A 14,000-nucleotide genomic window follows, 5' to 3' on the forward strand; every position below is an offset into this window, starting at 1 on the left:
GTGAATTAAAATTAGTAAATTTTGATATTTTTATTCACACTAATTACAAAGTTATTCACAATGTTATAAATTGTGAATAACTTTGTAATTAGTGTGAATAAAAAAAATAATTCTATTTAAAAACACAGTACTTCAGATCATTTTTTGTTTGTTTATAAATCACATTTTTTGTGAACAAAAAATGTGAATAACTTTTTTTTTAAAGTTATTCACATTTTTTTTAATATAAAAGTAACATTTTTTTTAATATAAAAGTAACATTTTTTTTAATAAAAATAAAAAGACCATTTTTAGGACATAATTAATTTTTGCTTGTCTTTGTTTATTAGCCACAAAAAAATAAAATATCATAAAAAATGTGAATAACTCTTTTTTATGTGAACAAAATGTGAACAAAATGTGAATAACTTTTAGCATTTAGCCCCAAAAAAAATACATTTTGTAAGTTATTCACATTTTTTAGGTTCTATAACAATGATAATATATATATATATAATAAATAAAGAAATTTAAAAATTTTAAAAAAAAGATAGAAAACTAAGTCTTCAAAATTGAAAAAATTTAGAATCACTTACTTCATCTAACTTTCCATTTGATAGATAATTGTTTTTATTTCTTAGCTTCTATCTCTTAATGAGCTTACCCTATCTTTTACAAAAAGCAGCGACGACTTACTAACATTCACTGTTGACTTACAATCTTGTTTCTATTTAACTGTTTATAATTAAAATTGTTCCTTCTCTGTAATAAATTATCAAATAAATGAAAAAGAAAAAAATAAACTAACATAATAAAAATGCTAAAGTGTTGAGTTACTTTTATATAATATAGATATGAAAATAAAAAGATCATCTGAACAATATAAAAAGTTTAATAATTAGAAAAGAATAAGGTAAAAATTTATGAAAATTATTTATGACGGTTACGAAAACGGAAATGTTTATGATTTTGTAAATAAATTAAATTATCCTAAAGAACATATAAAAAACTATTTACCCAAAAATGAAGAAAAAATTTTCTTAGTTACTAAAACTGTTGAATTCGGAAAAATAACAAAAGAAATAGAAGATTTTCTAGAACAAAATCATCAATTGGTAATAGGAGTAGCTGTATCAGGAAATAGAAATTATGGTAAAAATTTCGGTAAAGCAGGAGATCTAATCGCGCAAAAATTTAATATACCTTTAATACTCAAGTTTGAGGGCAAAGGATTCGAAGAAGACATACAAAAATTAAAAAAATGGCTACAGAACTATCAAATAAGAAAAAATGAAAACCAAAAGAATAAAATCCCTAATTGGATTCTGTTAAATAACCAAATAATAGATGAAGAAGGCAATATAAAAGATTTAAACAAAGATCAAGAAGCTATAGAATCATATCTTTCTGAAGAAATAACTCCTAAATTAAAAAGATTTCCTACTTTAGAAGAAAAATTAAAATTTTTAACAGAAAACAATTACTACGAAGAAGATTTTTTAAAAGCTTATTCTATATCTCAAATAAGAGAAATTTATCGAATAGCTTACAAACAACAATTTCATTTCCTTTCTTTCATGAGCATCTATAAATTTTATAACGATTATGCCTTAAAAACAAGAGATAAAAAAAAATATCTAGAAACTTATGAAGATCGTCTTTCGATAAATGCGCTCTATCATTCTTCAGGCAATTTTGAATTAGCTAAAAAAATGGTTAGTAGCTTAATAAAACAAAATTTTACACCAGCTACACCTACTTTACTAAACACCGGTCTTAAAAAAAGAGGAGAATTCGTTTCTTGTTTTTTGTTAGAAGCTGGTGATTCTTTAAACGATATATCTCGTATTACGGAATTCACCATGCAACTTTCTAAAATAGGAGGTGGAGTTTCAGTTAATTTATCTAATTTAAGAGCAAAAGGAGAAACTATTAAAGGAATTAGAAATGCTTGCAAGGGCGTAATAGGAGTTGCTAAAATATTAGATTATGTTTCGCGTTATGCAGATCAAATGGGACATAGATTAGGGGCTGTAGCAGTTTATTTAAGCGTTCATCATGCAGATATTGAAGACTTTCTTGATTCTAAAAAGTTAAATGCAGATGATGATATAAGATTAAAAACATTATCATTAGGCGTTATAGTTACTGACAAAATGATAGAATTAGCTAAAAAAAATCAAATGATGGCTACTTTTTTTCCTCATACTGTTTTTCTAGAATATGGAACTGATTTTGCTGATATAAGTGTAGAAATGGATCAATGGTATGATATTTTAATCAATAATCCTAAAGTGAAAAAGAAATTTATTAATCCTAGAATTTTATTAGAATTAATTGCAAGACTTCAAGGTGAATCTGGTTATCCTTATTTAATGTTTTGTGACAATGCTAACAAGGCTAATACTTCTTCAAAAAAAATTAAGTTTTCTAATTTATGCACAGAAATTCTTCAACCTTCTTTAACTTCTCACTATGCTTCTTATGACCAAAGAGAAAAAGACCAAATAGGTATGGATATTTCTTGTAATTTAGCTTCTGGTCATATGGGTAATATGATAAAGAATAAAGAAATCAAAGAAACTGTTTTTTTAGCGATGGAATTAATGAATTCTGTTTCTTGTAAAACAAATATTAGTTATGTTCCAGGAGTATGTAAAGCGAACCGATTGAATAGAAGTGTTGGATTTGGTATTATGGGGCATCATAGCTTTCTAGCTGAAAATATGATAGATTTTGGAAGCAAAGAAAATCTAGAATTAATCGATGTTTTTTTTAACGCTGTTAATTACTACTCTTTGTTGCATTCTAATCTTAAAGCTCAAGCAACTGGCCAAAATTTTTTCGAATTTAAGCAATCTACTTATGCTAGTGGTGAATATTTCAAAGATAAAAGATCTATTCTTCCTGTTTCACCTAAAATTAAAAAAATATTCGAAAATATTCAATTACCAACTGACGAGGATTGGTTAACATTAAAAGAAAATATAATATCATACGGATTGTGGAATTCTCATAGACTAGCGGTAGCGCCTAATGGTTCTATTGGATATGTTATGTCTACTACTTCTTCTTTAACTCCTATTAAGCAATTAATCGAAGAAAGAACCTATGGCACATCAAAAACTTATTTCCCAGCTCCTAATTTATCCGAAGTTTCTTTTATGTATCAAACAGCTTATCAAATTGATAAATTTAAATTAATAGACGTTATTGCTATGGCTCAAAAACATGTAGATCAAGGAATTTCTTTAGAATTATGCATTAATTCAGATATGACTACAAGAGAATTACAGAAAATTTATTTATATGCTCATTACAAAAAAATTAAAACTCTCTATTATACAAGGACTAAAAAATTAAAACTTTCAGAATGTGAATCATGTTCGATTTAATTTTTTTTCGTATCTGGATTTTATTATTTCTTTGATAAGTGCTTTATTAAAAAAATGAGTTATTTTTTAGAATAAAAACTTATTTTTTTTGCAAAAAGGAGGGTTCAGATGGAAAAATTATCAGAACAAGATATTGTAGATAAAGTCTTACAAGAATTATCTTTAATTTATAGCAAAGAAGTATTTGAAGAGAATTTTGCCAGTATGAAAACTCCATATAAAGTAGAAGATGGTATTATCTTTATTTTAGTAGAAAATGAGTTCATTAAAAATAAACTTTTTAATATTTATTCTAACCAAATAAATGAAATCTCTAAAAAATATTCTCATAATAAGATAATTTTTAAATTTATTTCTCATAAAGAGATAAAAAAAACTAATTCAGTTGTAACTCAAAAAATGCCTCCTGATTCTTGCTACTATGGGAAATTAGAACCCAAATATAATTTTGACAATTTTGTTGTAGGTTCAAGTAATATTTTTGCTTTTAAAATTGCTAAAAAGATTGCTGATGATGAGGAAGTTTTAGTTAATCCCTTGTATATTTTTGGTGATGTGGGATTAGGAAAAACTCATCTTATGCATTCTATTGGTAATTACATTTTGAAAAAAAATCCTCAAAAAAAAATTTTATATATTAAAGCAGACGGTTTTATAGAAGATTTTACTAATCAATTAAAAGAAAATAAAATGGAAGATTTTAATAATAAATATAGAAACATAGATCTTTTGCTAATTGATGATATTCAAATCATGGCGGATGCTAAAAGAACTCAGATAGAATTTTTTAAACTTTTTGATTACCTTAATTTAAACAAAAAACAAATAGTAATAACTAGTGATAAACCTATTTCTCAACTAAATAATATTATGGAAAGATTAACTAATCGCTTTAAAGCGGGATTAGTAGGAGATATTAAAAAACCTAATTTCCAACACTGTTTAGAAATTTTAAAAAAAAAATTATTTGTTATTCAAGGTAAAAATAACATTAAGCTAACTAAGGAAATTCTCAGTTTTATTTCTGCCCATTTTAACGATAATATTAGGGAAATGGAAGGTGCTTTATTAAGGCTTGTTAATTACATTCAAGTATACGGTTTAGAAATAAATTTAAAAAACACAATAGCAGCTCTCGAACCATTGTTGAAAAATAAAAATAATATATCTAAAGAAGAAATAAATGTGGGACAGATTCAAAATATTATTAGTGAATTTTATAATATTAAGATACGTAGTTTAATCAGTAAACAAAGACATCGTAAATATACTTTACCACGCGATGTTTCTATTTATTTTATTAAAAAAACTAATAATATATCTAATGAAATGATTGGTTTTCTTTTTAATAAAAGACATGCTTCTACTATTTCCAAATCTTACCGTAGAATAGAAAAAAAAATGAAAGATAACGAAGAACTAAAAAAAACCATCGAAATTATTTTGAAAAAAATAAATGATTCGAAATTAATTCTAAGGTAGTAAATATAAGTATGAATCTCGAAATTAAAAAAGAAGTTTTGTTGCATTTTTTGTTGCAAATACAAAAGATACTTCCTCAAAAAACTTTTTTCCCTGTTTTTAATTATATTAAATTAGAAATTTCTCAAGACGTTTTTTTTTTAGAAGTTTTAAATATGAATATTTCTGTCAGAATTAAAATACAAGATAATAGCCTTAAAGTGAAACAAAATGGATCTTTAGTTATAGTGGGGAAATATTTTATTGATATTATTAAAAAAATTGATTCTGTGTTTATTCAAATAGCTTCCATTGAAAATAGATTGTTAGTTATTAAAACTGCTTCTTCTGAATATAAACTTAAAATAATGAATTTATGTGATTTCCCTTCAATCGATTTTGTTGTTGATGTAAATAACGTGTTTATGATTAGAAGTAATTTTTTTAAGAGATTAATCAAAGAGACTAATATTGTGACTTCGAAAGATAAGCAACAAAAAATTTTAACAGGCGTTAATTTATTTTACCAAAAACCTTTTCTAAAAGCTTTTGCTACAGATTCTTTTCGTTTAAGCAAAAAAGAAATAGAATTAAATCTTAATTACTCTAATTTTAACATTGTTATTGCTCATAAAAATTTAGAAGAATTGAATAAACTTTTAGAATATCAAAAAGATGAATTTTTAAAAATATCTGTAAATAATCAAAGATTTATTTTATATTGTGATTCTCTAATATTTCAAACTTCTTTACTTGAAGGTGATTATCCGTTATTACCAGAAATTAAAATGCAGCAATTCCCCTTTTTTATTAAATTAAATAAAGAAGATTTAATTAAAACTTTAGAAAGACTTTCTTTGTTTTTACCTAAAGAAGAAAATGTTTTTTCTAATATTATTGAAATAAAAATTGTTAATCAACAAATGATAGAAATTTCAGCTAATAGTGATGAGATTGGTAACGCAGTGGAGAGAATTACTCCCTTAAAATCATCTATCAAGGAAGGAGTTAAAATATCTCTTAATGTAAAACATTTAGAAGAAATTTTAAAAGTTTTCCCTGCTAAAGAAATTAAGATTTTGTTTCAAAACGGTTCTAACCCTTTTATTATTCACAACGAAGAAGAAAAAACTCTACTCTATTTGATTTTGCCTTTTTTTCCGATATAAAATAGTCAGAAAAGATTTTTTAGTTAAAACTATGATAGAAAATAGATGAATATATTAACAAAGTTATATAGAACTTACTTGTGTTATTTCTTAAATGTTTTTTGATTAAATAAGGATGGTATATAAATAAATGATAGAAATGTCTAATTTAAAAATAAAAGATGCAGAGATTTATAAACTAATTAAACAAGAGAAACATCGGCAAAATGAATATTTTAATTTAATTGCTTCGGAAAATTTTGTTTCTCAAGCAGTTTTAGAAGCGCAAGGAAGCGTTTTAACTAATAAGTATAGCGAAGGATATCCTAATAAAAGGTATTATCACGGATGTAATTATGTTGACCAAGTTGAGGAAATAGCGATAGCAAGGGTTAAAAAATTGTTTAATGCAAAATATGCTAATGTCCAGCCACATTCAGGGTCTCAGGCTAATATGGCAGTTTTTCAATCTTTGTTAACCCCTAATGATAGTATCTTGGGGATGTCATTGGATTGTGGTGGTCATTTAACGCATGGTGCTAAATTTAGTTTTGCGGGAACTTTTTTTCAAGCACATAGTTATAAAGTTTCTTTCATAGATGAAATTATTGATTATGAAGAGATTAGAAAAATAGCATATGAACAAAAACCTAAGTTAATTATAGCTGGTTGTTCTTCGTATTCTAGAATCATTGATTTTACCAAATTTAGAAAAATAGCTGACGAAGTTAATGCTTATTTAATGGCAGATATTGCTCATATTTCTGGTTTAATAGCTTGCGGCTTACATCCTTGTCCTTTGTTGGCTGGGGCTGATGTTGTTACTTCTACTACTCATAAAACTTTAAGAGGTCCTAGGGGTGGGTTCATTCTAACTAACAACGAATCTGTTTTTAATAAAGTTAATAAAGGGGTTTTTCCAGGAATTCAAGGAGGACCTTTAATGCATGTCATCGCAGCTAAAGCAGTTGCTTTTCAAGAAGCTTTACGACCTGATTTTATAACATACCAAAAACAAGTGCTTATCAACGCTAAAATATTAGCAGATACCTTCCAAAAACTGGGTCATCGTTTAGTAAGCGGAACTACTGATAATCATCTACTATTGTTAGATGTAAAATATAAATATTCTCATTTAAATGGGAAACTAGCAGCAGATATTCTACAAAAAGTTCATATTATTGTCAATAAAAATCTTATTCCTTTTGATAAAGAAAAAGGTTTTTATGCTAGTGGAATTAGATTTGGCACTTCAGCTATGACTTCTAAGGGGTTTAGAGAGGCAGAATTTATAGAAATTGCTAATTTGATAGATGAGGCATTAGGTTATTCTCATAACGAAAATATTTTAGAGAAAATTAAAGCAAAAGTGTTGTTTTTAGTTCGAAAATAATATTTATGTATTTTTTTTATATTAAGAAATTAAGGGACTTCTTTGCGCTGTGTTTTGCATACATAAAAAGAGATGTTTATTCTGTAAATAATAAAATAAATTTAAAATAGTTATTTGGTGAATTAATATTAGCAGAAAAGTCATTGTGTTGTAAGTAATTTAAACTATGTATCTTTGTTTAAAAGAAGAAAGATATTTTTAATGCGAATGCGTTAATTAACTTACGCATGCACACGAGAATTATTTTTTTACATAACCTATATTTATGTGATTATGTTATTTTGTGTTTCTTTTACATTTCATTTAAAATATTCTTGGATTTAATGTTAAAATTAGAAGTAGTTTATAGAATTTCAATTTATCTGTTATATATTTTGTAATTTTAATAATTTAAACTTGAGCAAATTTTAAAGAGGATCTATTACTTATGAAAAATAAATCAAAACAACCTGACTTTTATGAAATAGAAGTGTCTTGTGCTACTTGTAAAAAAAAGCATAAGATTGGTACTACAGTGAAAACAATTAAAGTTGAATCTTGTTCTAATTGTCATCCTTTTTATACTAATTCACAATCTTTTGTTACAGTCGCTGGCCGCGTAGATAAATTTTATAAACGTTATGGTAATAATTAAAAAAATAAAATTTGAAATAAATAAAAAGGGGGGAGGTTCGCATAAAATGATTTTAAATAAAGAAGGATTTATTGAAGTCATTTGTGGTCCCATGTTTTCTGGTAAGACTACAGAATTAATGAGACGTATTAATTTTTTGCAAACTTCACACGTTAAATTTTTAGTTTTTAAGCCAGCCATTGATAATCGTTATTCTCTTAAATGCGAATTAGTAAATCATAATTCAGAAACTTTTCCTGCTTTATTGATTAATAAGAGCGAAGAAATCTTACATTTTATTAGTAAAGAACAAAATATTAAATTTCTTATTATTGACGAAGTACAATTTTTAGATAATGAAATTGAAAAAATCTTAAATGATTTGTCCTATAAAGGGGTTTGTATTATTGTTGCTGGTTTAGATCTTGATTTCAAAGGAAGACCTTTTGGTTCCATGCCTTATTTATTGTCAATAGCTGATAAAGTAATAAAAAATAAATCTTTATGTTTTATTTGTGGAAATGAAGCTTCAAGAACGCAAAGAATTTCAACAAATGATAATAAATCATCATTTGTTGAAGATGAATCTATTATTTTAGTTGGCAAGGATAATTATCATAAACCTTGTTGTCGTAAATGTCATAAGTTTTTTTAAGAAAATATTTTTTCATTTAAGTTTTACGAGTGATTTGTTATTAATGATAGTAATGATATAATATGTGATTTTATGGATGAAAAACATTTTTTTTTCATGGAAGTAGCTTTTAAAGAAGCTCAAAAAGCTTTTACCAAAAACGAAGTTCCTGTTGGGGCTGTAGCAGTTTCTAATAATAAAATTATTTCAAAAGCTCATAATAATACGGAAAAAAGTCAGTTTTTTTTTGGTCATGCCGAATTTTTAGTTCTTATGAAAATAAATAAAAAATTAAAGACTTATCGGATGAATGATATAAGTATTTATATCACTTTAGAACCTTGTATTATGTGTATAGGAGCTTTAATCCAATCTAGAATACAAAAAGTTTATTATAGTGTTTCTAGTACAAAATTTCTTTTTACCCGTAACTTTTTTCTTTTTGTACACAAGAAATTTTATCATCATAAATTTATTAAACTAGGTTTATTTGAAAATGAGAACCAAAAAATTTTGAAGAGTTTTTTCGATAATTTAAGAAAAAAATAATTTTATTTATTTTTTATCATGTGTATTTTTATAAATCTTTTTAAAAATCATCATTCAATGTAAATTTTAATGAATCTGGTCAGGTCTTAATTGAAGCAGCCATAAGTTAAATTGCATGTGGATGGTGATTTTTAAAAAGATTTAGTTCTGGAATCAAAATATTAATTAAGGACAATTTTAACAAATTATGTATTTTTTTCAAAATATAAAAAAAAGTGATATGCAATTATTACCTTTTATCTTTCATTCTGCTGAAGGGGCACCTTTTCGTACAGATTTATATTGTACTTACGATGAATACAAGAATAAAATTGAGTTTTATTATTTCAAACAAACAAAATATTCTTCTTATTTTCTAGATGTTAACCAATATGTAGTTTGGACTTTAGTTGGCGGTATTTATAGAGTTTTTGTTGATCATGATTATTACCATGAATTTCATCTTTTATATCAACAAAAGATAAATACTTTTTATGTTGAATTTATTTTTGAATCTTTGCAATGGTATATGAACATAAAACAAAAAAGGTATTTTTATTTTGTTTTAGGTTTTTTTCTATTTATTTTTTTTACTTTTTTCATGATTAAATTATTTATTTCCTCAATGAAAAGAGGTATTTTAATATTCATTTTAATGTTAGTATTGTTTTTGCTTTTTTTCTGTCTTTTTTTGCAGAAACAATTATGTAAATTGTCGGTTGAAAAAGAAAAATTATTTTCTTTTTTTATAAAAAAAACTGAATTATTTTTAAGCAAAGATATTTTAGATGATATTTTGAAAAAACATAGAATATATAAAAAGTAAATCAAAATGATTTAGACATAATTGTGAAACTGTTTTGAAGAATGGTTTTGAATAAATAATTACAAAAGTGAGGAGATTTTTTAGATGAATTATGAAGGTATTATTATTGGAGGAGGTCATGCAGGAATAGAGGCGGCCTTGGCCTTATCTAAAAAGCATAATACTTTATTGATAACTGGTAATTTAAAACACATTGCCACTCTTCCTTGTAATCCTTCTATTGGCGGTCCTGCTAAAGGTATTGTTGTTAGAGAAATAGATGCTTTAGGCGGTGCTATGGGCAAAGCAGCTGATTTATCTCAAATTCAAATGAAAATGTTAAACACTTCAAAAGGTCCTGCAGTAAGAAGTTTAAGAGCTCAAATAGATAAAAAAGTTTATCCTGAAGTTATATTACAAATGCTAAGACAAGCACCTAATTTAACCTTAATGGAAGCTTTAGTCGATTATTTAATCATTGATGCAGATCGCAAACAAGTTCAAGGAGTTAAATTAGATGATGGTACTTTATTGTATAGTAAAATTGTTATTTTGACAACAGGAACTTATTTATCTAGTAAAATTTTAATTGGCCATGAAAGGATTAGTTCGGGACCAAATAGTGCTCCAACTACCTATGGTATTAGTCAACAGCTAAAAGATTATGGTTTCGAAGTAATTCGTTTGAAGACTGGTACTCCTCCGCGAGTGAAAAAAAATACTATTAATTATGATAAAACTCAAATACAATTTGGTGATAGTTTATTACAAACTTTTAGTTCACCTCCTGTTATTAAAGAATTGGGAGTTCAAGAGCCATGCTTTTTGCTTCATACCAATGAGCAAACACATCAACTAATAATTCAAAATTTAGATAAAACTGCTATGTATAGTGGTTATGTTAAAAGTACAGGCCCTCGTTATTGTCCTTCTATCGAAGATAAAATAGTGCGTTTTTATGATAAAAAACAACATCAAATTTTTATAGAGCCTGAAAGTTTATTATCAGATGATATGTATCTGCAAGGTCTTTCTACTAGTATGCCTAAGCATCTACAACACACTATTTTAAAAACTATTCCTGCTTTTGCTCAAGCTAAAATTACTAAATATGCTTATGCTATCGAGTATGATGCTTTTAACCCTAATCAATTGCAACATACTTTAGAAACTAAGAAAATTAAAAATTTGTTCTTTGCTGGTCAAATTAATGGCACAAGCGGATATGAGGAGGCAGCTTGTCAAGGCCTCATAGCGGGGATTAATGCCAGTCTTAAGCTTCAATGTAAAGCTCCTTTTATTTTAAAAAGAAATGAAGCTTACATTGGGGTTTTAATTGATGATTTAATCAATAAAGGAACTAAAGAACCTTATCGCTTGCTGACTTCAAGAGCAGAATTCCGTTTATTGTTAAGACATGACAACGCTGATCTAAGATTAAATCATTATGGATTTAAAATGGGATTAATAAATAAAGAGTCTTACAAAAGAGTTGAAAATAAAAAATGTCAAATTAAAATTTTAAAGGATAAACTTCAGAATCATTTTTTACCTTGTAATGAACAAAATTTAACTTATCTGAAAGAACATTACTCTTCGCTTAATATAGAGAATGTGAGTTTATATCAACTCTTAAAAAGAACAGAATTAAATGCAAGTCTTTTACGATTTTTGTTTAAAGATGCATACTCTCCGGAAGTTTTAGAACAGGTTGAAATTCAAGTTAAATATGAAGATTACATCTTAAAAGCAGAAAAAGAAGCTCAAAAAAGTTTGCTTCTGGAACAAAAAATCATTCCTACCGATATTGATTATGCATTAATTCATAATTTATCTCATGAAGCTAAAGAAAAATTAACAATGATTAAACCCTATAATGTGGGGCAAGCAGCCAGAATTTTAGGAGTTAATCCCGTAGATATTTCTATTCTACTAATCTATTTGCAAAAATATAATCGCCATGTACAACAAAATATTGCAAAAAACTTTTAATTGTGATAATGCGCAATTAGCTAAATTTCAATTATATTATTCTGTTTTATTACAATATAACATTAAAATGAATTTAACTTCTTTACTAACTGAGAAATCTGTTTATTTAAAACATTTTTATGATTCTTTATTGATTTCAAAGATGGTCAGATTAGGACAAATTAAAAGTTTGTGTGATGTTGGTACGGGAGCAGGGTTTCCAGGTATTCCTCTAAAAATTCTCTATCCTCATTTAAAAATTTTTTTAATTGATTCGTCTTATAAAAAAACTCTTTTTTTGAAATATTTAGTTCGTAAGTTAAATTTAACCAATGTTTTTATTTTTCGTCAAACAATGGAAAATTACACAAAAAAACACGAATATGTAATTACAAGAGCTTTAGGTAAATTAAATATTATTTATAAGTCAATATCTTCTTTGGTAAAAAATGAAGGTTATTTTATAGCTATGAAAGGCCCCAATTATAAAGAAGAACTGAAAAATATTTGTATATTTAGTCAATTTCAATTAAAAAGAAAACAAATTTCCGAATTACCGGAACAACTAGGACAAAGAGTAAATTTATTGTTTCAAAAGAAATCAATTCGTTTTTTGTAGATTTATTTTTACGCTTGTAATAAAAACTATTCTCTTGACAAATAAAGGAATAGTTGATAAAATAAAGTCGCTTTTTTATATTTAAATTTAGTAAATTAGAAATATCAGAATGACCAGCTCCAAAAAAATTCCAGCGTTTATAGAAGTTTGGTCCTGCCATTTCATTTACCAGAAAAATTAATTGGATTTATTTGTTGGTATCAGTGATTAGTTTTGTATGAATTATCATTGTTATTTTAGTTCATAAAGCTTTCTTTTCATTGCCATTTGTCTGCAGAAACTCTTTTCTTGGTCTTAATTATTGTTGGGTCAATAATTTTAATGAGTTGTGGTTTTATGCTGAAAATAGTTATAACAGGGGGGTTGTTAGTATTTTCAGTACTTGTGCAAATCATTTGTTTTTAATGTTATTACAAAAATTTTACTGGGAGATTCTTTTTATAGTTATCGCCATAGTCCTTCTTGGGTTGATTAGCGGCGCTGCTTTCTGTTATCATAAGGAAACTGAACAACAAATGCCCCATTTTAAAATCTGGGAATAGGACCCAGATTATTGTTTTCTGGTTAAAACCATTGATAAATATCATACTCAGATTAAGCATAACCTGAAAGGAAAAATGATCAGAAGACTTTAGCAGATAAGGGTTGAGAAAAATATCACTCCTTGAAAGGTCAACTGATTCAACGCTCTAATATGGTGGATGGTTTCTTAGAAGAACTTGACGAGGATACTAGTAAGAAATTAAAAGAAGCACTTATAGAGAAAGGACAAGCGAAAGCTTTCATCATTTATGACCCACGAAGGAGTCAAAAGGAAGAATTGTCCCCCATATTATTTTCATTACTTTAAAACATTTTTCTAAAAAATCTTCACCTTTGGGAAGGTTAAATTTTGCTTTTTAACTATAAAAGCATGCCCCATTTCGTGTGTTAAAACGTCTACATCATCATTGGTGTTATTAAAAGCAAAAATAAAAATAGCTTTAAATTTAGGTATATATGTACAATATCTCCCACCTATTTTATTAGGTTTACTTTCACCCCCCAGATCTAATAATTTTTTATCTAATAGATAATTGAAAAAAAATTAGTTTCTTTGGCATTTCATTATATATTTGGCAAGCTTTTTTTTAATTTAAAATCTAGATAACCAATTGAGGACTACCATCAGTAAAATATATAGTATCATAACTTTGTATTTTTTTAACTATTTAAATGTTTAGCTTGTTTTTATTTCATTTTTAACACTAAAGGTAAAGCATGTTTTAAGATCATTTTTTTGTAACTAGACAGTATCTGTTGTACAATAATCTGTTCTTAATAAACAATCATAGCGCCTAAATTATACAAAATTATCATTAATCTAAAATATGAGCTATTTTAGTTCTTGCTTTAACTAATTCGTCATAAATAAAATCATATTGATGTTCGTTTTTTTGAAAAAATTGAGAAAC

10 protein-coding genes and 1 other RNA gene are annotated in these 14,000 nt (G+C 26.2%); all 11 read left to right on the forward strand.

The window, feature by feature from the left end; translation table 11 throughout:
* The first annotated feature begins 902 nt into the window (after nt 1–902).
* Complete coding sequence (nrdE, locus tag OC680_RS00730; protein ID WP_304515211.1) at nt 903–3,374, forward strand: class 1b ribonucleoside-diphosphate reductase subunit alpha; 2,472 nt, start codon at nt 903–905, stop codon at nt 3,372–3,374.
* A gap of 108 nt (nt 3,375–3,482) precedes the next feature.
* On the forward strand, nt 3,483–4,856 hold the full coding sequence (gene dnaA, locus OC680_RS00735) for a chromosomal replication initiator protein DnaA (RefSeq protein WP_304515212.1): 1,374 nt from the start codon (nt 3,483–3,485) through the stop codon (nt 4,854–4,856).
* Between the two features lie 11 nt (nt 4,857–4,867).
* Nucleotides 4,868–6,004 (forward strand): DNA polymerase III subunit beta, encoded by a 1,137-nt coding sequence (dnaN, locus tag OC680_RS00740; RefSeq protein ID WP_304515213.1) that lies wholly within the window; start codon nt 4,868–4,870, stop codon nt 6,002–6,004.
* A 139-nt stretch (nt 6,005–6,143) separates the two neighbouring features.
* Nucleotides 6,144–7,376 (forward strand): serine hydroxymethyltransferase, encoded by a 1,233-nt coding sequence (glyA, locus tag OC680_RS00745; protein WP_304515231.1) that lies wholly within the window; start codon nt 6,144–6,146, stop codon nt 7,374–7,376.
* A gap of 427 nt (nt 7,377–7,803) precedes the next feature.
* The gene (rpmE, locus tag OC680_RS00750) at nt 7,804–8,010 is read left to right on the forward strand and encodes a 50S ribosomal protein L31 (RefSeq protein WP_304515214.1); all 207 of its coding nucleotides are present in this window, start codon (nt 7,804–7,806) and stop codon (nt 8,008–8,010) included.
* Between the two features lie 46 nt (nt 8,011–8,056).
* Nucleotides 8,057–8,644, forward strand: a complete 588-nt coding sequence (locus tag OC680_RS00755; protein ID WP_304515215.1) for a thymidine kinase — start codon at nt 8,057–8,059, stop codon at nt 8,642–8,644.
* Nucleotides 8,645–8,716: 72 nt separating this feature from the next.
* A complete protein-coding gene (locus OC680_RS00760) occupies nt 8,717–9,172 on the forward strand; it encodes a nucleoside deaminase (protein ID WP_304515216.1) in 456 nt (151 codons plus the stop codon).
* A 44-nt stretch (nt 9,173–9,216) separates the two neighbouring features.
* Nucleotides 9,217–9,306: signal recognition particle sRNA small type (ffs, locus tag OC680_RS00765), an RNA gene on the forward strand.
* Between the two features lie 53 nt (nt 9,307–9,359).
* Nucleotides 9,360–9,977 carry a hypothetical protein gene (locus OC680_RS00770; RefSeq protein WP_304515217.1) on the forward strand — a complete coding sequence of 206 codons (618 nt, stop codon included), beginning with the start codon at nt 9,360–9,362 and terminating at the stop codon, nt 9,975–9,977.
* 84 nt (nt 9,978–10,061) lie between these two features.
* Nucleotides 10,062–11,948 (forward strand): tRNA uridine-5-carboxymethylaminomethyl(34) synthesis enzyme MnmG, encoded by a 1,887-nt coding sequence (mnmG, locus tag OC680_RS00775; protein ID WP_304515218.1) that lies wholly within the window; start codon nt 10,062–10,064, stop codon nt 11,946–11,948.
* Nucleotides 11,917–12,546, forward strand: a complete 630-nt coding sequence (gene rsmG, locus OC680_RS00780; protein ID WP_304515219.1) for a 16S rRNA (guanine(527)-N(7))-methyltransferase RsmG — start codon at nt 11,917–11,919, stop codon at nt 12,544–12,546. The genes mnmG and rsmG overlap by 32 nt, the downstream gene beginning before the upstream one ends.
* Nucleotides 12,547–14,000 lie beyond the last annotated feature (1,454 nt).

The organism is Candidatus Phytoplasma melaleucae, assembly GCF_030588185.1.
Classification (GTDB): domain Bacteria; phylum Bacillota_I; class Bacilli_A; order Acholeplasmatales; family Acholeplasmataceae; genus Phytoplasma; species Phytoplasma melaleucae.